Source organism: Streptomyces sp. ME19-01-6, assembly GCF_033793745.1.
Taxonomy (GTDB): Bacteria; Actinomycetota; Actinomycetes; order Streptomycetales; family Streptomycetaceae; genus Streptomyces.
In genome coordinates, this window is sequence record NZ_JARAXF010000040.1 from 63,443 (window position 1) to 85,787 (window position 22,345).

Genomic DNA, 22,345 nt, shown 5'->3' on the forward strand with positions numbered 1-22,345 from the left:
GTGATCAGCCAGTACGACTGATCCACAGCGAAGGGCACAGCATCATGGAGCGCCTCGGCATACGCAGCACCCTCGGCTTCGCGGCCTTCCTCGTGATGACCGGCTGCCTCGCGGCAATACCCTTCGCCGCCCTGTACGGCGCCGGCTGGGCGTTCGCCGCCGCCGGGCTGCTCGGCGCGGGGTGCGAGCTGTCTCTGCACCGCACCGAGCCCGGGCTGTTGGACCGGCTGAGCCGGCTGCACGTCGGCGAGACCCTCCGCTTCGAACTGCGCTGCGTCGCGCTGCTGATGCTGCTCGCGCGGCTGGACCTGGCGGGCCACACCGGCCTGACCGCCGCGATCACGCTGGTCATGTGTCTGCTGGGCGGCCAGGCGGTGCACTCGGCGATGCGCACGATGATCCGTCGGCGGCGCCGCTTCCCAATCGCGTCCCAACCCCCGCGGGAGCTCATCGCATGGCCGGGACAGCGGATGCTCGGGTACGAGCTGACCGCCCTGCTCGGCCTCACCGGAACGCTGGCCACCGGCGACGCCCGGTGGGTGGTGGCGGGGCTCACGGCCGCCACCGGGGCCTGCCTGCTCACCCTGCTGGCGCTGGCCCCTTACCTGGCCCTGGCGATTCACCTGTCCCGCCCGTCCCGGGTCAGAAAAGAGGGCGGCGGCGCAGTCGCCGCCGCACGCCCGTGGCGACCTTGACCGGCGCCACCTCGAAGGCGAGCGCCATGGCCGGCCCCCAGGACAGCGGCTTGGCGTAGTACGGGCGGCCGAAGCGGAACCAACGGGTCCCGGCCAGCCGGCCGAAGCGGGGCACGGCTGTGGCGCGGCACGGCTCGGGGCCGTCCTCGTCGCCCGTCATCACCAAGCTCAGCGTCCACAGGCCCCGTGACAGCCTTCTGATGGGCAGCCGGACCGTGAAGGCGCCTGACGGCTCGCCGTACCGCACCGGCGTCTCGCGCACCCCGCCGCTCCCGTTCTCCGCGCGCAACAGCAGCCTCCCGCCGTTCTCCCCCGCCCCCTCGCGGGTCAGCCGCCCGCTGACGACCAGGACGCCACTCCCGCTCCCGTGCCAGGACGCCTCGGTGACCTGGCACGGGGGGTCGAGGTGGTGAGCGACCTGGCCGACGTCGAGGGAGAAGTTGCCGTACGGGGTGAAGTACGGCGTGACGACGGTGGTCCGCCCGCCGGGACCCACCGTGACGCTCCGCGGCTTCGGGTGGGTGGCCTCGTCGCCCTCGCGGGTGCCGCCGAACCGTACGGTCCGGCTGACGTCCTGCGCCCGCACGTCCAGGTAGACGTTCCACAGGCCGCGCTCCAGCGGTGCCCCGCCGTCGGCGGTGGCCGGGTCGATGTCGGCGGTGAAGCCCGCGTCCTCGTACGCACCGTCGCCGGGCAGGCCGGCGGCGGTGCGGGGGGTGGTGGGCACCCGGACCTCCGGGCGGTCGGACTGGTATTTGCGCAGGACCACTTCGGTGCCCGGCTGGAGGGCGGCGACATGCTCGACATAGGCATGGCCGGTCAGCCGGAGCACCCCGCCGCCATCGCCGCCGTGCCATCGCGCCGCGTCGAGGCGGTGGTGGACCGGCAGTCGGTCGGTGACGTCGAAGCAGTCGTCGGGGACGGCGGCGGCCGGGTCACGGAAGAAGGGGTGCGCCCAGTAGACGCGGCCCTTGTCGATGACATGGCCACGCCCCGCGTCCTCCTTGGCGTTCCGCGCGACCGTCAGCACATCCTCGAAGCGGTCGGCGCGCAGCAGATGGATCAGAAGCCGGTCGGGCGCGTCGAGCTGCCGGCAGATCGCGTCGCTCGCCCAGGTCCGCGCCCAGTGCCGGAACCGGGGATAGAAGCGCTCGCGCGCGTCCCGCTCGCTCTCGCGGGGCAGCAGGCCGCGCAGCGGGCCGCACAGCTCCCATGCGACATGGCGGCGCATGACGCGGTCGCGGCGCGGGCCGGGTTCGAGATAGCGGGCCACGGTCTCGAAGCACAGCCCGATGCCGTCCATGCGGTGGACGAGGTCGCCGGCGGTGAGGGTGAGGTTGCTGCGGTCCTCGCGGTAACGGACGTAGTAACAGTCGTAGTCGGCGACCACGGAGATACCGGAGGCGTTGAGGTAGGCGGCCACGGTGAACGGCTTGTCCTCGCAGTTGCGGTAGAGCGGAAAGCGCAGCCGCAGCCGTTCGACGAGGGAGCGGCGGAACAGCTTCCACGGGCCCAGGGTCAGATAGGCGACCGAGGAGAAGACGTCGGTGCGGGGCTGGTTGTGACTGAAGACGGCCCGGGGGACGGCGCGCCCGCCGACCGAGGCGATCTTGCCCAGGACGACGTCGGTGCCGTTTTCGTCGGCCATGGCGACCATGCGGCGCAGCGCGTCCGGCCCCAGGTAGTCGTCGGAGTCGAGGAAGAAGACGAAGTCGCCGCGCGCGAGGTCCAGGCCGGTGTTGCGCGGGCCGCCCGCGCATCCGGAGTTCTCCTGGTGGACGACGCGGAGCGCGGAGCGCCCCTGGGCGAGGCGCTCCAGCTCCGCGCCGGTGCCGTCGGTCGAGCCGTCGTTCACCGCGATGATCTCCATCCGGTCCAGGCCGAGCGTCTGGTCCAGCGCGGAGGTGATGGCGCGGGTCAGCTCCGGCATGGCGTTGTAGGCCGGGACGATCACGCTGACGCGGGGAGGGGGCGCAGAGGGCATGGGGGCTCCGGTCTCCGGGGTCTGCCGGTCGGTTCGCTGGTTCCGGCGTTGACGCGGCGGGATCAAGCGGCGGGATCAAGCGGTGGGGTCAAGCGGTGGGGTCAGCGGCGGGATCGTTGTGGTCGGGAGCCAGCGGCGTGGGCCGCGCCGCGTGCGGCGGCACGCCGGTGATCAGGCCTCGTTTGACGGGGAAGTCATCGCGCTGGGGCACCGGCGGTCGCGGCGGCTGTGCGGCGTCGGCGGCATCGGTGGCCTCGGCTGCGTCCTCGCCCAGCATGAGGGTCCGTACCACCCGCTCAGCCGCGTGGCCGTCGTCGAACCGGCAGAAGCGGGCCCGGAAGGCGGCGCGCAGCGCGGTCGCCTCGTCGTCGCTCCAGCGGCCTTCGCGGAAGACGGCGATCAGCTCGTCCTCCGTACGGGCCACGGGCCCCGGCGTGTCGCCCGGCCGCCCCGAGAGCAGGTCGAAGTAGACGCCGCGGGTGGCCTGGTAGATGTCCCAGTCGTCCGCGTAGACGACGATGGGCCGGTCCAGGTTGGCGTAGTCGAACATGATCGACGAGTAGTCCGTGATCAGCACGTCGGCGGCCAGGCAGAGCTGCTCCACCGACGGGTGGCGTGAGACGTCGACGACCAGCCCCGCCTTCTGGAGCTGCCGCAGCCCGGCCGGCGGCTGATACGAGTAGTGGGCCCGCACCAGCAGCACCGCGTCCGGGCCCAGGGCACGGCTGACGCGCTCGAGGTCCAGACGGGGCGTGAAGCCCTTCTGGTAGTCGCGGATCGTGGGGGTGTAGAGGACCGCGAGGGCCCCGTCGGGGATCTCCAGCTCTTCGCGGATGCGCCGGACGTCCTCGGCGGTGGCCGAGAAGAAGACGTCGTTGCGCGGATATCCGTACTCCAGCAGGCGGTACGAGGCGGGGTAGACGCGCTCCCACACCTCGCTCGAATGCCGGTTGGAGGAGAGCGCGTAGTCCCAGCGGTCGACGCGCTTGAGGAGATTGCCGAAGCTCATCCCCGACGCCGCGGCGGGATAGCGCTGCTGGTCGAGACCCATGCACTTGAGCGGCGTGCCGTGGAAGGTCTGCAGATGCACGGTTCCGGGCCGCTTGACCACGTCATTGGGGAAATTGACGTTGTTGATGAAGTACTTGGCGCGGGCCATCGCCCAATAGAAGTCCCGGGTGCCCGAGATGACGTAGTCGACGCCTTCCGGGAGCGAGTCGACCGCCCCCTTGCGCACCACCCACAGGCCGTGCACCTGCGGGGCCAGCTCCTTGGCCTGGTAGTAGATCGCCCCCGGGTTGCACAGCACTCCACGGCCCCAGTACGCGGAGTACACGGCCAGGTTCGGGTCGACCGGCCGCCGCCGGTGGACCCGGTACAGGCTCCGCTTGGCCCGTGCGGCCAGGGGCCGCCGGGTCATCCGCTTGAGCTTGCGGGCCCCGGCCACCGCCCGCTGCGACAGCTCGTGCTCCCGGTAGCGGACGAAGGAGCCGCGCGCCAGCGCCTCGAAGCGCCACTGGGCGTCGGCGGGCGGGGTGAATCCGTCGGGTACATGGCCGCTGTACCACGTGGCGGCCCGCTCGAAGAAGCGCGGCCGGTCCTCCGCCGCTACCCGGGAGCGGCGGCCCAGGCAGAACAGGAAGTGCGAGACGGCCCGTTCGAAGAGCATCGGGCGCAGCGGTTCGAGCTGCGGCTGGCCGTCGAGGAACGCGAAGAGGCGCGTGTACTGCTCGAAGATGGCGAAGTGTTTCTCGCCGGGGCTGCCGGTGCTGGCGCCGACGCGCCGCTGGCGGTACTCCAGGCCGACCAGGTCCACGCAGGCTATGCGGTCGGCCAGCAGCATCGTCTTGTACGAGAGCAGGGCGTCCTCGTAGATGCCCTCGCTGAACGCGAAGCCGTGGCGGGTGTAGAAGGCGCGGTTGTACACGCGATTGGACGACATCGCGAATATCCGCAGGAATTCCGGGCGCTCCAGGACGGAGAAGACATCGGTCCCGGCCGAGGCCAGCAGCCCGCCGAAGAGGCTGGGTTCCGCGCGGTCCCACCAGTACGTGCGGACGTGGTTGAAGTAGAGGATGTCCGGGTCCTCGCAGAGGGCCAGCCGGTCGGCGAGGCCCCGCAGGGTGCCGGGGGCGAGGGTGTCGTCGCCGTCCAGGAAGAGCAGATAGTCGCCGGTGGCCCGGTCGACTCCGGCGTTGCGGGCGTGGCCGGGCCCGGAGTTCACCGGCTGGTGGACGGGGACGACCCGGCTGTCCCGCGCCGCGCACTCCTCGACGATCGTGCCGCAGTGGTCCGGAGAGCAGTCGTCGACCGCGACCACCTCGATGTCATCGAACGACTGGGTCAGCACCGAGTCCAGGCAGCTGCTCAGAAAACCCTGCACTCGATAAGCGGCGATGACGATGCTGAATCGGGGCATGGAACACCTCCGGACAGGAGAGAACAGCGCTCACCGTCTGCCCACTATAGGGTGATGTATCCGGATAGGCCCGATGGGTGGATGGTTGGGGTGAAAAGATCGCCAAGTGCTGACGGGAGCGCGCCACAGAACGCGCCGCGCCGCCCGGGGCGGGCCCCGGGCGGCGCGGCAAATGGGTCAACGCGTATCAGTGCCGATCAGCGCCTGGCGGCACCGGTCAGCGCTGGGTGCGCAGCAGCGTGCGCATGGTGCGCATGGCGACGGACAGATTCGCCAGGTCGAAGGTCTCCGACCCCTGGATCTCGTCCAGCGTGGTGCGCGCCCGCTGCAGGATCGACGCGTTCTTCTCCTCCCAGGCCTTGAAGCGCTGCTCCGGCGTGGCACCGCCGTCGCCCACCGACAGCACATCGGAGGTGAGGGCGGCGTGCGCCGCGTACAGCTCCTCGCGGATGGAGGCGCGGGCCATGGACTGCCACCGGTCGGCGCGCGGCAGTTCGATGATCCGGTCCATCAGCTGGCTGATCCGCAGCCGGTCGGCGAGGTCGTAGTACACCTCGGCGACGGCCAGCGAGTCCTTGCCCACCCGGTCGGCGATGGCGACGATGTCCAGCACCGGGAAGGCGGCGGAGAAGCCCGCCACCCGCATGGCCAGGTCCTCCGGCACCCCGACGGCGGTCAGCTCGTCATGGATCTTCTGGTACCACTCCACGTCCGCGCCGCGCAGCAGCTTGGACAGCTGGGAGCGGACCGCCGCGACGCGCTCGCCGAAGAACTCGATGGTCTCGGCCAGCTCCAGCGGCTGCGGGCGGTTGCCGAGCAGCCAGCGGGTGCCGCGCTCGACCAGGCGCCGGGAGTGCAGCCGCATCCGGGTCTGGACATCGGCCGCGACGACGTTGTCGAGGGCCTCGACCTCGTCCCACACCTCCCCCAGCTCGAAGATCGTGCGGGCCGCGGTCTGGGCGCGCACCACCTCTTCCGTGGAGGCGCCGGTCTCCTCGCGCATACGGTGCAGGAAGGTCATACCGGCGGTGTTGACCGTGTCGTTGACCAGCACCGTGGTGACGATCTCCCGGCGCAGCGCGTGGCCGTCGACGTGCTCGGAGAACTTCTGGCGCAGCGCTTGCGGGAAGTACGCGTGCAGCAGCCGCTGCAGATACGGGTCGTCCGGCAGGTCGGTGGCGATCAGCTCCTCGGCCACCGTGATCTTGATGTAGGCGAGCAGCACGGCCAGTTCGGGCTGGCTCAGCCCGCGCCCGGCGGCCAGCCGCTCCCGGATCTGGCGGTCGCTGGGCAGGAATTCCAGCGAGCGGTCCAGCCGCCCCTCGCGCCCCAGCCGGCGCATCACCCGCTGGTGGGCGTGGAGCAGGCTGGGGGCCTGGGCGACGGAGTTGGCGAGCGCGACGTTCTGGGCGTAGTTGTTGCGCAGCACCAGCGCGCCGACCTCGTCGGTCATCGCGGCCAGCAGCTTGTTGCGCTGCTTGACCGTCATATCGCCCTCGCGGACCAGCTCATTGAGCAGGATCTTGATGTTCACCTCGTGGTCGGAGGTGTCCACACCGGCGCTGTTGTCGATCGCGTCGGTGTTGATCCGCCCGCCGTTCAGGGCGAACTCGATCCGGCCCAGCTGGGTCAGGCCCAGGTTGCCGCCCTCGCCGACGACCTTGACCCGCAGGTCCTGGCCGTCCACCCGGATGGCGTCGTTCGCCTTGTCGCCCACGTCGGCGTGCGACTCGGTGGCGGCCTTGACGTAGGTGCCGATGCCGCCGTTCCACAGCAGGTCGACCGGGGCCTTGAAGATCGCCTTCATCAGGTCGGCCGGGGTCATCTTGGCGACCCGCGACTCGATGCCGAGGGCCTTCCGCACCTGCGGGGTGATCGGGATGGCCTTGGCGGTCCGCGGGTGGACGCCGCCGCCCTGCGAGAGCAGGGAGGTGTCGTAGTCGGCCCACGAGGAGCGCGGCAGCTCGAACAGGCGGCGGCGCTCGGCGTAGGAGACCGCGCTGTCCGGGTTGGGGTCCAAGAAGATGTGCCGGTGGTCGAAGGCGGCGACCAGCCGGATGTGCTCGCTGAGCAGCATGCCGTTGCCGAACACATCGCCGGACATGTCGCCGACGCCGACCACCGTGAAGTCCTCGGTCTGGGTGTCGTGGCCGAGCTCGCGGAAGTGCCGCTTGACGGACTCCCAGGCGCCGCGGGCCGTGATGCCCATGCCCTTGTGGTCGTAGCCGGCCGAGCCGCCGGAGGCGAAGGCGTCGCCGAGCCAGAACCCGTACGACTGGGCGACCTCGTTGGCGATGTCGGAGAAGGTCGCGGTGCCCTTGTCGGCGGCGACGACCAGGTAGGTGTCGTCGCCGTCGTGGCGGACGACGTCCTTGGGCGGCTGGACCTGGCCGCCGACATTGTTGTCGGTGATGTCGAGCAGACCGGAGATGAAGGTCTTGTAGGAGGCGATGCCCTCGGCCAGCCAGGCGTCCCGGTCGACCGCCGGGTCGGGCAGCCGCTTGCCGACGAAGCCGCCCTTGGCACCCACCGGCACGATGACCGTGTTCTTCACCATCTGCGCCTTGACCAGGCCCAGGATCTCGGTGCGGAAGTCCTCACGCCGGTCGGACCAGCGCAGACCGCCACGCGCGACCTTGCCGAAGCGCAGGTGCACGCCCTCCACCCGCGGGGAGTAGACCCAGATCTCGTACGCCGGGCGCGGTGCGGGCAGATCCGGGATGGCCTGCGGGTCCAGCTTCATGGACAGGTACGCGTGCGGCTGCCCGTCCTGGTCCTTCTGGAAGTTGTTGGTGCGCAGGGTGGCCTTGATGAGAGTGAGGAAGGAGCGCAGGATGCGGTCCTCGTCCAGTGAGGCCACCTGGTCCAGCGCCGCGTCCAGCTCCTCCAGCAGGGCGTCGGTCAGCTCGGTGCCCGCCCGCTGCCGCTCGGGCGACATCCGCGCCTCGAACAGGCTCACCAGCAGCCGGGTGGTGTGCACATTCGTCCGGAGGGTGTCCTCCATGTACGACTGGCTGAAGGTGGACCCGGCCTGGCGCAGGTACTTCGCGTAAGCGCGCAGCACCATCGCCTGCCGCCAGGTCAGCCCGGCGCCCAGCACGAGCTCGTTGAAGTTGTCGTTCTCCGCCTGCCCGGTCCACACCGCGGCGAACGCGTTCTGGAAGCGCTCGCGGGCGTCGTCGGCGAGGCCGTCGCCGTCGTGGCGCGGCAGCCGCAGCCCGAAGTCGTAGATCCAGGCGTTGGTCCGGTCCGAGCAGCGCAGCTCGTACGGGCGCTCGTCGACGACCTCGACGCCGAGCCGGGTGAGCACCGGGAGCACCGCGGAGAGCGAGACCTGCTCGCCGACGCGGTAGATCTTGAAGCGGCGCTCGGCGGGCGCCGCCCCCACCGGCTCGTACAGGCTGACCGCGAAGTTCCGCTCGCTGTCCTGCAGCCGCTCCAGGTGCTGCAGGTCGGCGACCGCGCCGCGCGGCGAGTGGTCGGCCTTGTAGCCCTCGGGGAAGGCGTGCTGGTAGCGACGGAGCAGCTCGGCGGCGCGCTCCTCGCCGACCTCGGAGGTCAGCGCCTCGGCGAAGCCGTCGGCCCAGGAGCGGGCGGCTTCCACCAGCCGGGCCTCGATGCGCTCGACATCGGCGTCGGTGAGATCCGGCAGCTCGGTGCCGGACTGGACGCGGACCACGAAGTGCAGCCGGGAGAGCACCGATTCGGTGTGCAGGGCGGTGAAGTCGACCGGCACCCGGCCGTTCAGCTCCTCCAGCAGGATGTCGGTCAGCCGCAGCCGCACCTCGGTGGTGAAGCGGTCACGCGGCAGGTAGACCAGGGCGGAGTAGTAGCGCCCGTACTCGTCCTGACGCAGGAACAGCCGCAGCCGGCGGCGCTCCTGCAGGTAGAGCACGCTGGTCACGATGGACCGCAGCTGGTCGACCGGGGTCTGGAACAGCTCGTCGCGCGGGTAGGTCTCCAGGATCTGCAGCAGATCCCGGCCGTCGTGGCTGTTGTGCTGGAACCCGGCGCCCTCCAGGACCTCTTCGACCTTCCGGCGGATCACCGGGACCCGGCGCACGGACTCGGTGTACGCGGCGGAGGAGAACAGGCCGAGGAAGCGCCGCTCGCCGATCACATTGCCCTTGGCGTCGAACTTCTTGACGCCGATGTAGTCCAGGTACGAGGGGCGGTGGACGGTGGCGCGGCTGTTGGCCTTCGTGAGGACCAGCAGCGTGTGCTCGCGCGCCTTGGCGCGGGCGTCGGCCGGCAGCCGGTTGAACGACGGCGAGACGGGGCGCCGCGCGGTGCCGTCGGCGGGCTCCGGCAGACCGGCGTGCGCGCTCTCACCGGTGTCCCGGTGGTGCGGGTCGGAGCGCAGAACGCCGAGGCCGGTGCCGGGCACGGCGCTCAGCACGTCCTCCTCACCACCGGACTCGGTGGGCGCCTGCGTCAGCTCGTACTCGCGGAAGCCGATGAAGGTGAAGTGATCGTCGGCCAGCCAGCGCAGCAGCTCGCGGGCCTCCTCGATCTCATGGGGGCGCACCTCGCCGGCCGTGGGCTCCTCGGGCAGGCCCTCGGCGATGCGCAGCGCCGTCTCACGCATCTTCTCCCAGTCCTCGACGGCCTCACGGACATCGGAGAGCACGCGCAGCAGATCGGCGGTGATCTGCTTCAGGTCGCCGCGGTCGGTCTCGCGGTCGATCTCGACATGGATCCAGGACTCGATGATCGCGTCATGCGGCAGCTTCTCGGGCCGGCCGTCCGGGGAGACGTCCAGGACCTCGATCAGCTTGCCGGTGATGTCGCGGCGGACCAGGACCTGCGGGTGGATGACCACGTGGATGCCGCGGCCCTGGCGCGTCAGATCATTGGTGACGGAGTCGACCAGGAACGGCATGTCGTCGGTGACCACCTCGACCACGGAGTGGCTGCAGGTCCAGCCGTGCTCCTCGACGGTCGGGGTGTGCACCCGGACGTTCGCGGTGCCCTGCGGGCGCGACTCGGCCAGGCGGTAGTGGGAGAGCGCGGCGCCGAAGACGTCGACCGGGTCGCGGCCCGCGAGGTCCTCCGGCGGCGTGTGCTGGTAGTAGTGCTGAAGGTAGGCGGTCAGGGTCTCGGGGCCTGGGCCCTGTACCGGTTGCTGTCCCCCGGCAGGACTGTTCTCAGCTACCCGGGCGGCCCGTGCGAGCAGCTCGGCCTTGGCTTCGTCCAGCTTGGTCTGCATGTCCTCTGGCTCCTGTCGCGCGCCGTTGCGTGACATCGATAGCGGTGGCATGACGTCGCGACGCGGGATATCCGGTCTGGAACGACGATATGCCCGTGCGGGGGATGGCCGGGGCGAACACGGCCGGAAGTGACCGACGCCCCAAGCGGCACAGGTCAGCGGCGGCCCGAGCCCGGTGGAAGTCCGGGATCGGTGCGAGGGCCTCATCGCCCCCACGGCCTATCGCGCTGATCACGCAGTAAGGCTATCGCCCCACCCCAGGGGAGCGTCATGAGCCGTTCGTGTACAAAACCGGACCCTGAAGTTTGACGTAATGGACAGCGACGCAGGTCCCGCGCGGCCTCTTGGCAAAGCTCGGCCACCGATGCACTGTGGCCTTTACGGTGATTTGGAGAGGCTTGTTCGGTCGCCGGCGTGTCGCACCCGGCGCGTGGCGCCCGGCGTGCGCATCCGGCGTCTGATGTGTCACATCTGGCGCCCGGCGTGACGTCCGGCGGTCGACGTGACCCGTGGAGGTGGGCGGCTTGCCTGCGAAGATCCTGCTCGTGACCGGCGACGCGCCCGAATCCCTGGAGGTGCTCTACCCACTCCAGCGGCTGCGCGAGGAGGGCTACGAGGTCCATGTGGCGGCCCCGACCCGCAAGACACTGCGGTTCGTGGTGCACGACTTCGAGGAGGGCTTCGACACCTACACCGAGAAACCCGGCTACACCTGGCCCGCCGACCTCGCCTTCTCCGAGGTCGACCCCGGGCAGTACGCCGCCCTGGTGATCCCCGGCGGGCGAGCCCCCGAATACCTGCGCAACGACCCCGAACTGCGCAAGATCCTCAAGGCCTTCTTCGACGCGGACAAGCCGGTGGCCCAGATCTGCCACGGACCGCTGCTGACGGCGGCGGCCGGGGGACTCGGCGGGCGGCGGGTCACCGCGTACCCGGCGCTGGAACTGGACATGCAGGCGGCGGGGGCAACGTTCCAGGACGCGGAGGTGGTGGTCGACGGGACGCTGGTGTCCTCGCGGGCCTGGCCGGACCATCCGGCGTGGATGCGGGAGTTCCTGGCGGTGCTACGGGCGAAGGCGCCGGTGGCGTGAGGCGCTGATCCGAGCGGGCGGCTGGGGGTCCGTACGACTGGGGCGCGCCGGTCACGCTGGTCAGTCGACCAGCTGGCCGGCCTCGGCGACGGCCCCCTCCAGGGTGTCCACGACCGGCACGCCCGCGGCGAGCAGGCTGGCCCGGCTGTGCGAGCCCCCCGTGTACAGCACGGCACGGGCACCCGCGTGCTGCGCCGCGACGGCGTCGTCGAGCGCGTCCCCGATCACCACGATGCGGTCCGGCGGCACGCCCTCCAACGCGGCCACATGGCGCACCATCTGCTCCGCCTTGCCCGTATCGCTCTGGCCGGTGCGCCCGTCCATACGCATGAAGTGCGGCTCGATGCCGTGCGTACGCACCAGGGGGATCAGCCGCTCGTGCTCGGCCAGCGAGCACAGCGACTGGGTGAGCCCCGCCGCCTGCCAGTCGGCGAGCAGCTGCTTGGCCCCGAGCGCCAGCGCGGCGCCCTCGGCCAGGAGCCAGTAGTGACGGTGGAACGCCTCGTCCATGGCCTGCCACTCGGCGTCGGTGGGCAGCCGCCCCAACAGCCGCTCGTAAAAGCGCGGCACGGGGACGCAGTAAAGCTCGCGGTAGCGCTCCAGGGTGATCGGGGGGAGACCGATCTCGGCGAACGAGGCGTTCGTCGCCGAGATCACGGCGTCGTTGTCGTGAAAAAGGGTGCCGTTCCAGTCCCAGACGATGTGCGTCACGTTCTTCTTCCCCATCTCACGACCGTACCCAAAGAGGCCGACAGGGAGGACGGTCCCGGCGCGGGGGCCGGGGACCGGGCCGCCGACCACCTCGTCCGATTGCCTCGCCCTGTCTCACCCGACGAGATCGGGAATCTCCTTGGCGTCGTACCAGAGCAGTTCGTGATCCTCCGCGCCGTCCACCGTGAACTGCGCGTCGTCGTCGCCGACGTCCGCCGCGCCCAGCGCCTCGGCCGCGGCGGCGACGTCCCGCTCGGCGTCGTCGGAGTCGACGTGCACCGCGGCCGCCTTGGCCAGCGGCACGGGGAGCGCGATCCGCACCTCCCCCAGCGAGGAGTGATCGAGCCCGCGGTCCGGGTCCGCCACCGCGTCGGCGTCGGGCACGTCCACCGCCACCACGACCCGCCGCCGGGGCGCCTGCCGGTCCACCGCCAGATGCCGCAGCGACGCCTGCGCGGCGCGGCTCAGCGCGGCGTACTCCAGCTCCTCGATGTCGTCGGAGACATACCACTCGCGCAGCGCCGGAGTGACCCCGTAGGCGATCAGCGGGGCCGGGCCCAGTTCCCCCGCCTTGTTCGCCTCGGCGAGACCGGGGAGGGTCAGGGGGACGTAGACACGCATGGCTGCCGCTTCCTGGAGTTCCTGAAGTTTCCTGTAGCTCCCAGCCAGCATACGTTCGCCACCCCGTCCCCCGGGCCCAACTCGGGGCCCTGGTGCCCCCCGTCAGACCGGGGACGGTACTCGGCCCACGCAGTCCCCCATTGGGGGTAATCCCTGCCACGGCCCGCCCGCCCGCGCGGGTCCACGACACCCCGCCCGGCGGGCCACGGGCCCCGGCCGCCCCCTCCGGGCCGGGAGCGGGTCCGCCCTGGCCAGGGCGGGTTCTGGGCTGCCCGCCAGGGCACGAAGGAGGGTGGACGCGACGGCAGCCGGGCCCGGCTTCGGATGGCGGGCCACCCGGATAGGTGAACCCCGCAGACCGGGCCACGGGTGGGCCGTCACTCCTTGCCGGAGCCGGAAGGGCGCCGATAGAAGACTGCCGACCCAAGCTACTGCTCGGTATCTTCACCGGGCCCGGGAGAGCGGCGAGGCGCATGGACAGGACCCCCCGAACAACGGCCCCGACCGGAGCCACCACGGAAAACAACACGCCGCACACCCCGGCGACCACAAGCACCCAGGACGCCCACCCCGGCAGCGAGACGCGCAGCGGACCGGTACGCAGCGGGCCTGCGCCGAACGGGCCGACGCAGAGCGGACCAACGCAGAGCGGGCCGGCGCAGAGCAGGCCGGCGCGGAGCGGATCGCTGCCGAACGGGCCGACGCGCAGCAGGCCGCCGCTGAACGAACTGGCGCGGAGCGGGTCGGCCGGAAACGGACCGGCGACGAACCGGCCGGCGTGGAACGGGCCCACGCGAAACGCGCCGGCCCAGAGCGGGCCGGCGCTGAGCGGGCCGCCGCGGCGTCGTGACTCGCGGCGGCCCACAGGCTCCAGGCCCGTCTCGCATGCGCCCGGGTCCGTCTCGCGCGCGGCGGCCGTCGCCGCGCGGCGCAGGGAGCGCGAGCGGCTGCCGCGCTATTGGTTCGCCAACCAGCTGCTGCTCACCCTGAGCGGCCAGCGCCCCGTCCACACGCTGCTCGGCCACACCCTCCCGGCGGCGTACGACCGGCTGGTCGAGCTCGCGCCCCAGGCGCCGCTGCGGCCGTCCGGAGCCCGCGACAGCGCCCCCGTCGTACAGCGCTGCGGCGAGTACCAGCCGCGGCAGGGGGTCATCGAGGCGTTCGCCCGGATCGCCTGCGGCGACCGGCTGCGGGCGCTGGCCTTCCGCCTGGAGCTCGGCCTCGACGCCCGCTGGCGCTGCGCCGCCGTCGACATCGGCCCGACCGCCGCAGGCTGATCCACGGAGCGGCGACGTGCAGACCCGCCCCAGGAGCCGGCCCAGGCCGCCCGTGGGGCGCCACCCGCGCGCCGTAAGGGCCCCTGTGGGCACCCCAGCACCCCAGGGGCCCACAGGTCCGCTCTGAGGCCGTGGAGCGGCCTCGTGCCGCCTTCCGGCCCCCGCGATCGGGGACCGGCAGGCAGCGGCGGCGCGGCCGGGAGCCCGCCCGCGTAGCCCGCCGCCCGCCGTGCGGGCCGGCGCGGCGGCCCCGCACGCATGCCGACGGGCCGGGACCCGCGCCTCCGCGCGGGTCCCGGCCCGTCCTCAGCCGTATAACCCAGCCGTATCAGCCCAGCGATCCGTATCGGCCCAAGCCGTGCCCCTGGGCCGATCGGGTCACTTCTTGCGGCGGCGACCGCCCTTGTTCGCCTTGCGCCGCTCCGCGCGCGTCATGCCGTCCGACTCGGAGCGGGGCGCGGGGGGCGTGTCGCCGTTGGTGAAGTCGCCTTCGACGATGCCGCCCTCGCCGTCCACCGTCGGGGCGGAGAAGTGCAGCCGGTCGGGGCGCTGCGGGGCCTCCAGGCCCTTGGCGTGGATCTCGGGGCGGCCATTGCCTTGGGGCGCCCCCCCGGCCGTCACGGCCGCGGGGACCGCGTCCTGGGCGCCCTCGGCGGCCGCCACGGCCTCCTTCTCGCCCTCCTCGACCGGGACCTCCTCGACCTGCTGCTCGACCTGGACCTCCAGGTTGAACAGGTAGCCGACGGACTCCTCCTTGATGCCGTCCATCATCGCCTGGAACATGTCGAAGCCCTCGCGCTGGTACTCGACCAGCGGGTCCTTCTGGGCCATCGCGCGCAGGCCGATGCCCTCCTGGAGGTAGTCCATCTCGTAGAGGTGCTCGCGCCACTTGCGGTCCAGGACGGACAGCACCACGCGCCGCTCCAGCTCGCGCATGATGTCGGAGCCCAGCTGCTCCTCGCGCGCGTCGTACTGCTCGTGGATGTCGTCCTTGACCGCCTCGGCGATGAACTCGTCGGTCAGCCCGGCGCGGTCGCCGGCCGCCTCCTCCAGCTCCTCGATGGTGACCTTGACCGGGTAGAGCTGTTTGAAGGCGCCCCAGAGCCGGTCCAGGTCCCACTCCTCGGCGAAGCCTTCGGAGGTCTCGGCGTTGATGTAGGCGTCGATGGTGTCGTCCATGAAGTGGCGCACCTGCTCGTGCAGGTCCTCGCCTTCCAGGACGCGGCGGCGCTCGCCGTAGATGACCTCGCGCTGCCGGTTGAGCACCTCGTCGTACTTCAGGACGTTCTTACGGGTCTCGAAGTTCTGCTGCTCGACCTGCGACTGCGCGGAGGCGATCGCGCGGGTGACCATCTTGTTCTCGATGGGGACGTCGTCGGGAACGTTCGCCATGGCCATGACGCGCTCGACCATCTGCGCCTTGAACAGCCGCATCAGGTCGTCGCCGAGCGAGAGGTAGAAGCGGGACTCGCCGGGGTCGCCCTGGCGGCCGGAGCGGCCGCGCAGCTGGTTGTCGATACGGCGGGACTCGTGGCGCTCGGTGCCCAGCACATACAGCCCGCCGAGCTCCTTGACCTCCTCGAACTCGGCCTTGACCGCGGCCTCGGCCTTCTCCAGCGCGGCGGGCAGCGCGGCGGCCCACTCCTCGGCGTGCTCCACCGGGTCCAGCCCGCGCTGGCGCAGCTCCGCCTCGGCGAGGTCGTCGGGGTTGCCGCCGAGCTTGATGTCGGTGCCGCGGCCGGCCATGTTCGTGGCGACGGTGACGGCGCCCTTGCGGCCGGCCTGGGCGACGATCGACGCCTCACGGTCGTGCTGCTTGGCGTTGAGCACCTCGTGCGGCACGCCGCGCTTGGCGAGCTGCTGGGAGAGGTACTCGGACTTCTCCACGGAGGTGGTGCCGACCAGGACCGGCTGGCCCTTCTCGTGCTTTTCGACAATGTCCTCGACGACCGCGTCGAACTTCGCCACCTCGGTGCGGTAGATCAGGTCGGACTGGTCGAGACGGGCGAGGGGGCGGTGGGTCGGGATCGGGACGACGCCGAGCTTGTAGATCTGGTGGAACTCGGCGGCCTCGGTCATCGCCGTACCGGTCATGCCGGAGAGGTTGCTGTAGAGGCGGAAGAAGTTCTGCAGGGTGATCGTGGCGAGGGTCTGATTCTCGTCCTTGATCTCCACCCCTTCCTTCGCCTCGATCGCCTGGTGCATGCCCTCGTTGTAGCGGCGGCCGGCGAGGATACGGCCGGTGTGCTCGTCGACGATCATGACTTCGCCGTCCATGACGACGTAGTCCTTGTCGTTCTTGAAGAGCTCCTTAGCCTTGATCGCGTTGTTCAGGTAGCCGACCAGCGGGGTGTTGACCGACTCGTACAGATTGTCGATCCCCAGCCAGTCCTCGACCTTGGAGACGCCGGACTCGTGGATGCCGACGGTGCGCTTCTTCTCGTCGACCTCGTAGTCCCCGGTCTCCTCCAGGCCCTTCTGCGGGTTGGCCGCCTCGCCCCTGGTGAGGCGGGTGACCAGCTTGGCGAAGTCGCCGTACCACTTGGTGGCCTGGTCGGCCGGGCCGGAGATGATCAGCGGTGTGCGGGCCTCGTCGACGAGGATCGAGTCGACCTCGTCGACGATGGCGAAGTTGTGGCCGCGCTGCACCAGCTCGTCCTTCGACCACGCCATGTTGTCGCGCAGGTAGTCGAAGCCGAACTCGTTGTTGGTGCCGTAGGTGATGTCGCACGCGTACTGCTCACGGCGCTGCGTGGGCGTCATATTGGCGAGGATGCAGCCGACCTCGAGGCCGAGGAACTTGTGCACCCGGCCCATCCACTCCGAGTCGCGCTCGGCCAGGTAGTCGTTCACCGTGATCAGGTGGACGCCCTTGCCGGACAGCGCGTTCAGATACGCGGGGAGCGTGCCGACGAGGGTCTTGCCCTCACCGGTCTTCATCTCGGCCACATATCCCAGGTGCAGCGCCGCGCCGCCCATCAGCTGGACGTCGTAGGGGCGCTGCCCGAGCACCCGCTTGGCCGCCTCGCGCACAGTGGCGAACGCCTCGGGCATCAGGTCGTCAAGGGTCTCGCCGTCGGCGTACCGCTCCTTGTACTCGTCGGTCAGGGCGCGGAGCTCGGCGTCGGAGAGGTTGACGAAGTCCTCTTCGATGGAATTGACCTGGTCCGCGATGCGGTGCAGCTTGCGCAGGATCTTTCCTTCGCCTGCACGCATGAGCTTGTTGAGGACGGACACGTAGGCTGACTCCTTGCCGGTCGGGCCTGGCACGGTCGGGTGCGCTGGCGCGGCATTATCAAGGGGCGCAGGCCCCGCCGCAACGGCCATCGTAAGACAGGACCCCACCACGCCGGGAGGTCCGTCACTACGAGGAACCGGTGTCACCTCTCCGAGTAACGTACGAGGCGCGCCCCAGGTGCCCCTGACCCGGCAAAACAGCTGCGCCCCTCCCTGCGGCGGCTCAGACTCGGGCCATGGAACCTGTCACCCTCACCACCGAGCGCCTGCTGCTACGCCCCTTCGCCCTCTCCGACACCGACGCGGTGCACGCCGCCTGCCAGGATCCGGACATCCAGCGCTGGACGCCCATGCCCACCCCGTACAGGCGTGCGGACGCCGAGGAATTCGTCCGGCGGATCTGCCCGGAGGAATGGCGGGACGACATCGGCTACCGCTTCGCCGTGGTGACCCGGGACGGCGACGCCCTGGTCGGCGCCATGGCCCTGGTGCGCCTGGCCTGGCTGCGCACCGAGGAGCGCCAGGCGGAGCTGGGCTACTGGACGGTACGGGAGCACCGGCGGCGCGGGTACACCGGCGAGGCGGCGCGGGCGGTGGTCGAGTGGGCCTTCACGGGGCTGGGGGTGGAGCGGCTGGAGTGGTGCGCCCAGGTCGGCAACGAGGGCTCGCGGGCGGTGGCCCTGGCAGCGGGGTTCCGGATGGAGGGAATCGACCGGGCGCGCATCATCCACAACGGGACCCGGCGGGACGCCTGGCGGGCCGCGGTCCTGCCCTCGGACTGGGGGCTGCCGTCGACGACGCCGTACCTGCCCGCGCCCGAAAAGAACCCGACCGAGTCCGAACAGAACCCGACCGCGCCCGAGCAGAACCCGCCCGCCTCCGGTCGGACGGCAGCGGCGGACCTTGCCTGACCCAGCCACCCGCCCCCGCTGTCAGTGGCGCCCTCTACGGTGTCCGGCATGACGATTGCAGCGTCCGCGTCCGGCCCCCGGCCCGAGGTCACCCTGTCCGCCGACGAGGCGCGCCGGATCGCGCTGCGCGCCCAGGGGCTGCTCGGCGCACCGGACCGGCGGGCCGGGGTGCGGGGGGTGCTGCGGCATCTGGGGGCGGTGCAGCTCGACACGATCTCGGTGCTGGCCCGCTCCCACGAGCTCATTCCGTACGCGCGGCTCGGCGCGGTCGGCCGGGCTGCGGTCGAGTCGGCGTACTGGACCGGGACCCATGCCTTCGAGTACTGGTCGCACGCCGCCTGTGTGCTGCCGATCGAGGAGTGGCCGTACTTCTCCTTCCGGCGCCGCGCCTACCGCTCCCGCCCGCACTGGTACCACGAGCTGCCGGACGGGGTGTACGAGACGGTCGTGAAGCGGCTGCGCGAGGACGGCCCGCTGACCGCGACGGAGCTGGGCGGGGCGAAGAACGGCGGCCCGTGGTGGGACTGGTCGGCGGCCAAGGTCGCCGTGGAGCGCGCGCTGATGTACGGCGAGGTGGTGTGTGTCGAGCGGCGCGGCTGGAAGCGGGTGTACGACCTCGCGGAGCGCGCCGTGCCGGACGCCCTGCGCCATGACGACCTGGACGACGCGGAGTGCCTGCGGCGGCTGGTGGGGCTCGCCGGGCGGGCCCTGGGGGTCGGCACCCGCGCGGACCTCGCCGACTACCACCGGCTGAAGGCCGAGCAGGTGGACGCGGTGATCGCGGACTCGGGCCTGGTGCCGGTGACGGTGGCCGGCTGGGACAAGGCGGCCTGGGCGGATCCGGAGGCACTGGCCGTCCCCGTGCGCGGCCGCCATCGCACGACCCTGCTGTCGCCCTTCGACTCCCTCATATGGGACCGCGCCCGCACCGAGCGGATCTTCGGCTTCACCCACCGGCTGGAGGCGTATGTGCCCAAGCCCAAGCGGGTCCACGGCTATTTCGCCATGCCGCTGCTGTCGGGCGGGCGGCTGCTCGGCCGCGTCGACCCGGCCCGCGAGGGGAAGACCCTGGTGGCCCGGCAGGTATCGCTGGAGGGGCCCAAGGCCGTGGCACCGATGGCCCAGGCGCTGCTGGAGGCGGCCGGGTGGGTGGGGTGCGAATCCGTGCGGATCGAGCGCGCCGACCACCCGGAGCTCGCCGCCGCGCTCACGGCGGCGGTCGCCTGACGGCCGGCCGTCTGCTGACCGTCGCCCGACCGCTCACCGGGCCATGTCCTGGCCGCTCACCTGATCTCGAGGATCTTCTCCCGCATCGCGTAGACCACGGCCTCCATCCGGGAGTGCAGCTGCAGCTTCTCCAGAATGTTGCGGACGTGGTTCTTCACGGTGTTCTCGCTGATGAACAGCTCTTTGGCGATGTCGCGGTTGTTCATGCCCGTGGCCACGAGCTTGAGCACCTCCAGCTCCCGGTCGGTGAGCCGGGGCGCGGGCACCAGCCGCCGCTCGTCGGTGCGCTGGATCATCGACTTGAACTCGGTGAGGAGCTTGGACGCCATCGACGGGCTTATCTGCGACTGCCCGTCGGCGACCGCCCGGATCGCGGTGGACACCTCGTCGGTCGAGATCTCCTTGAGCAGATAGCCGGTGGCGCCCGCCTTGATCGCGTCGTAGAGGTCCGCCTCCTCGTCGCTGATCGTCAGCATGATGATCTTCGCGCTGGGCGCCACCTCCTTGATGGAGGTGCACGCCTCGATCCCGCCCCGCTTGGGCATCCGCACATCCATCAGCACGATGTCCGGCAACAGATCGGCCGCCTTGTCCACCGCCTCGGCGCCGTCCCCTGCCTCGCCGACGACCTGGATGTCCTCCTCCTGGGCCAGGACGATCTCCAGCCCGCGCCGGAAAAGCGCGTGATCGTCCACCACGAGGACCCTGATCGGCTCCCTGCGCGGCTCACCGCGCGGCTCGCCCCTGTCCGGTCCGACGCTGTGGTCATCGCCGTCGGTCGCGGGCCCGAAGCTGTCCGCCATCGTTCCTCCCCCTGAAGGCCATGGCCCCTGCTGTCCGCACTTGGCTGTGCATGGTCCTATACGGCGGCATCAACCGGTCTTCTCGATACGAGGGTTGGCCGCTGAGCCATGATTTCATGCCTGGAGGACGCTGTGGTGCCGCCGTGGTCGCACGGTGGTGCCCCGGGGGCGCATGGGTGCTCAGGAGCATCACGCCAGGTGCGACCATGCACCGGGGCAATACGCCAGGTGCGCCACGCACCACAGCGGGACCGTGCGGTAAGCCTGCCGCACGGTCCCGCTCGTCCCGATCAGCCTCCCAGGGCGCCACCGGCGCCGCCGGGCTCCTCCCCGACGAACGCCTCGGGCTTGAGGTGGATGACGCCGTAGTCATAGCCATGGCGCCGGTAGACGACGCTGGGCTGGCCGGTGTCGGAGTCGACGAACAGATAGAAGTCGTGCCCGACCAGCTCCATCTCGTAGAGCGCCTGGTCGAGCGTCATGGGGGCGGCGGCGTGGGTCTTCTCCCGGACCACCAGGGGACCTTCGCCCTGGACCTCCAACGGCCCCATCCTGGTGGTGGGGACAGCTTCCGACGTGCGCTGGGCGGCGATTTCCCCATGGCCGTTGATACGGGCCGCGTTCGGCACCGTCACGGCCACGTCGCTGGCGGGGATGCGGCCATTGCCACGGCGCGTGTGGCGCTTGTCGTGCTGCTTTCGCATGCGCGCCTCCAGCTTGCCGGCTGCCAGGTCAAGCGCTGCGTACGGATCGGCAGCCGCGGCCTCCGCCCGGATCACCGGACCGCGGGAGCGGAGGGTGATCTCCACTCGGTCACAGCGGTCGGCCTGCCGGGGGTTGTGCTCTTTGGACACCTCGACGTCGAGGCTGATCACCTTGCCGTCGAGCTTCTGGATCTTGTCCAGCTTCAGCTTCTCGGCCACGTGCTTCCGGAACCGCTCGGGCACCTCTGTTTTACGGCCCTTGACGACGATGTCCACGCAGAACTCCGTTCCCGGGTCGCTCCGTCAAAGTCGGAGCTCATCCGTTGTGCACTGGGCTCCGGAATTTCTCCGGAGCTTGCTGCTTGGCGGCTTTCACCCCCTCCTCCCCGATGGCCAGGATCGCCACCCCTTCTTGTCAATAAAAGCGAAAGGGCACACAAAGCACACCAAGCGGATAATGCGAGCCATAGCGCTCGCCCGTCCTTACAACCGAACATAGCTCGCTCGGCCCGAAGTCGGCACCCCCTACTGGCACGTACCTCCGATCAGGTGTTTACGTCCGCTTATCATCAGCAACGATGCGCGTTCGTATTCAGTTCCGCTTGGCGACGGCGCAGCGACCCTGGTGAACGAGCGCGCGGCCACCATGGCGAACGCGCGGGGCGCGGCAGCCACGACGGCCGCCCCGGTGACCAGGCCGCCCGCCGCCCGCACCGCCCGCGCGGCCTCCGCGAGCGACGCCCCCGTGGTCATCAGATCGTCCACCAGCACCACGGGGCCCTCGGCCAGCAGCCGCCCGCAGCGCGGCACCGCGCCCAGCGCCCCGGTGAGATTCTCCCGCCGACGCCGCGCGTCCAGCCCGGCCTGATCGGTCACCGCCCGCAGCTGCCGCAGGACCGGCAGCACCCGGGCGGGCCGCCCGCCGCGCCGCAGCACCCCCGCCGCCGCCAGCGCGATGCGCCGGGCCGGATCATGGCCGCGCGCCGCGACCGCCCGCCGCGCCGAGGGCACCGGCACCAGCAGCAGCGGCCGCTCGCCGCCGGACCGGGCACCAGCCGCGCCCACCGCCCCCGCCAGCGCCTCGCCCAACGCCGCCGCCAGCCGCAGCTCCCCCCGCTCCTTGTGCGCGAGCAGCACCGCCCTGGCCTCGTCCTCGTAGGCCGCCGCCGCATGGACGGGCGGCAGCCCGGGCGGGGCCGGGCTGGGCCGCACCGGCCGCGCCCCGGCCCCGCACAGCACCTCGCGGCACCGCCCGCACAGCGCGCCGCCCGCCCGGCCGCATCCCGCGCAGCCGGCCGGCAGCACCAGCCCGGCGATCTCCCGACACCACATCCGCATGGGCCCAATGTCCCGTCGCCCGCACGGACCCGCCACCCCTGTGGACAACCCTGTGGACAACCACGGGACAACCACGGCGTGGCCGACGCCCATCCGGGTGAACGAGCGCCCATCGGAT

Annotated in this window: 14 protein-coding genes; 5 read left to right on the plus strand and 9 right to left on the minus strand. The window is 71.2% G+C overall.

What is annotated here, in order from left to right:
* Window positions 1–44: 44 nt before the first annotated feature.
* Window positions 45–695, plus strand: a complete 651-nt coding sequence (locus tag PV419_RS46215) for a hypothetical protein (protein ID WP_319699451.1) — start codon at window positions 45–47, stop codon at window positions 693–695.
* Here the strand turns inward: PV419_RS46215 and PV419_RS46220 are convergent.
* From PV419_RS46220 to PV419_RS46230, 3 genes are all read right to left on the minus strand, one after another.
* On the minus strand, window positions 643–2,679 hold the full coding sequence (locus tag PV419_RS46220; RefSeq protein WP_319699453.1) for a glycosyltransferase family 2 protein: 2,037 nt from the start codon (window positions 2,677–2,679) through the stop codon (window positions 643–645). The two genes, PV419_RS46215 and PV419_RS46220, sit on opposite strands and share 53 nt — an antisense overlap.
* An 88-nt stretch (window positions 2,680–2,767) precedes the next feature.
* Window positions 2,768–5,098 (minus strand): CDP-glycerol glycerophosphotransferase family protein, encoded by a 2,331-nt coding sequence (locus PV419_RS46225; protein WP_319699455.1) that lies wholly within the window; start codon window positions 5,096–5,098, stop codon window positions 2,768–2,770.
* 217 nt (window positions 5,099–5,315) lie between these two features.
* Window positions 5,316–10,307, minus strand: coding sequence for an NAD-glutamate dehydrogenase (locus tag PV419_RS46230; RefSeq protein WP_319699456.1), 4,992 nt, complete (start codon window positions 10,305–10,307; stop codon window positions 5,316–5,318).
* A 524-nt stretch (window positions 10,308–10,831) separates the two neighbouring features.
* On the opposite strand from PV419_RS46230, the gene PV419_RS46235 reads away from it, so the two are divergent.
* Window positions 10,832–11,398: a DJ-1/PfpI family protein gene (locus PV419_RS46235; RefSeq protein WP_319699457.1), complete on the plus strand. Its 567-nt coding sequence runs from the start codon at window positions 10,832–10,834 to the stop codon at window positions 11,396–11,398.
* 60 nt (window positions 11,399–11,458) lie between these two features.
* Here the strand turns inward: PV419_RS46235 and PV419_RS46240 are convergent, their stop codons facing one another.
* Together PV419_RS46240 and PV419_RS46245 are read right to left on the minus strand one after the other, a co-directional pair.
* A complete protein-coding gene (locus PV419_RS46240; RefSeq protein ID WP_319699458.1) occupies window positions 11,459–12,124 on the minus strand; it encodes an HAD family hydrolase in 666 nt (221 codons plus the stop codon).
* A 99-nt stretch (window positions 12,125–12,223) separates the two neighbouring features.
* A complete protein-coding gene (locus PV419_RS46245; protein ID WP_319699460.1) occupies window positions 12,224–12,730 on the minus strand; it encodes a DUF6912 family protein in 507 nt (168 codons plus the stop codon).
* A gap of 473 nt (window positions 12,731–13,203) precedes the next feature.
* On the opposite strand from PV419_RS46245, the gene PV419_RS46250 reads away from it, so the two are divergent.
* Window positions 13,204–14,007: an Rv3235 family protein gene (locus tag PV419_RS46250; protein WP_319699462.1), complete on the plus strand. Its 804-nt coding sequence runs from the start codon at window positions 13,204–13,206 to the stop codon at window positions 14,005–14,007.
* Between the two features lie 378 nt (window positions 14,008–14,385).
* Here the strand turns inward: PV419_RS46250 and secA are convergent, their stop codons facing one another.
* Entirely contained in the window at window positions 14,386–17,244 is a 2,859-nt protein-coding gene (gene secA / locus PV419_RS46255; RefSeq protein ID WP_319699463.1) for a preprotein translocase subunit SecA, read from the minus strand.
* Between the two features lie 236 nt (window positions 17,245–17,480).
* Between secA and PV419_RS46260 the strand changes: the two genes are divergently transcribed.
* Entirely contained in the window at window positions 17,481–18,155 is a 675-nt protein-coding gene (locus tag PV419_RS46260; protein ID WP_319699465.1) for a GNAT family N-acetyltransferase, read from the plus strand.
* A 48-nt stretch (window positions 18,156–18,203) separates the two neighbouring features.
* The gene (locus tag PV419_RS46265; RefSeq protein ID WP_319699467.1) at window positions 18,204–19,382 is read left to right on the plus strand and encodes a winged helix-turn-helix domain-containing protein; all 1,179 of its coding nucleotides are present in this window, start codon (window positions 18,204–18,206) and stop codon (window positions 19,380–19,382) included.
* 56 nt (window positions 19,383–19,438) lie between these two features.
* On the opposite strand, the gene PV419_RS46270 is transcribed toward PV419_RS46265, so the two are convergent.
* From PV419_RS46270 to PV419_RS46280, 3 genes are all read right to left on the minus strand, one after another.
* On the minus strand, window positions 19,439–20,185 hold the full coding sequence (locus tag PV419_RS46270; RefSeq protein WP_319699469.1) for a response regulator transcription factor: 747 nt from the start codon (window positions 20,183–20,185) through the stop codon (window positions 19,439–19,441).
* Between the two features lie 290 nt (window positions 20,186–20,475).
* Window positions 20,476–21,165 carry a ribosome hibernation-promoting factor, HPF/YfiA family gene (gene hpf, locus PV419_RS46275; protein ID WP_319699471.1) on the minus strand — a complete coding sequence of 230 codons (690 nt, stop codon included), beginning with the start codon at window positions 21,163–21,165 and terminating at the stop codon, window positions 20,476–20,478.
* A 249-nt stretch (window positions 21,166–21,414) separates the two neighbouring features.
* On the minus strand, window positions 21,415–22,227 hold the full coding sequence (locus PV419_RS46280; RefSeq protein WP_319699473.1) for a ComF family protein: 813 nt from the start codon (window positions 22,225–22,227) through the stop codon (window positions 21,415–21,417).
* Window positions 22,228–22,345: the final 118 nt, after the last annotated feature.

Bases quoted from the DNA above. Each gene is read 5' to 3' on its own strand.
- PV419_RS46215 (WP_319699451.1), top strand. From the start codon at position 45: ATGGAGCGCCTCGGCATACGCAGCACCCTCGGCTTCGCGGCCTTCCTC.
- PV419_RS46220 (WP_319699453.1), bottom strand. From the start codon at position 2,679: ATGCCCTCTGCGCCCCCTCCCCGCGTCAGCGTGATCGTCCCGGCCTAC.
- PV419_RS46225 (WP_319699455.1), bottom strand. From the start codon at position 5,098: ATGCCCCGATTCAGCATCGTCATCGCCGCTTATCGAGTGCAGGGTTTT.
- PV419_RS46230 (WP_319699456.1), bottom strand. From the start codon at position 10,307: ATGCAGACCAAGCTGGACGAAGCCAAGGCCGAGCTGCTCGCACGGGCC.
- PV419_RS46240 (WP_319699458.1), bottom strand. From the start codon at position 12,124: ATGGGGAAGAAGAACGTGACGCACATCGTCTGGGACTGGAACGGCACC.
- PV419_RS46245 (WP_319699460.1), bottom strand. From the start codon at position 12,730: ATGCGTGTCTACGTCCCCCTGACCCTCCCCGGTCTCGCCGAGGCGAAC.
- PV419_RS46250 (WP_319699462.1), top strand. From the start codon at position 13,204: ATGGACAGGACCCCCCGAACAACGGCCCCGACCGGAGCCACCACGGAA.
- PV419_RS46260 (WP_319699465.1), top strand. From the start codon at position 17,481: ATGGAACCTGTCACCCTCACCACCGAGCGCCTGCTGCTACGCCCCTTC.
- PV419_RS46265 (WP_319699467.1), top strand. From the start codon at position 18,204: ATGACGATTGCAGCGTCCGCGTCCGGCCCCCGGCCCGAGGTCACCCTG.
- PV419_RS46270 (WP_319699469.1), bottom strand. From the start codon at position 20,185: ATGGCGGACAGCTTCGGGCCCGCGACCGACGGCGATGACCACAGCGTC.
- PV419_RS46280 (WP_319699473.1), bottom strand. From the start codon at position 22,227: ATGCGGATGTGGTGTCGGGAGATCGCCGGGCTGGTGCTGCCGGCCGGC.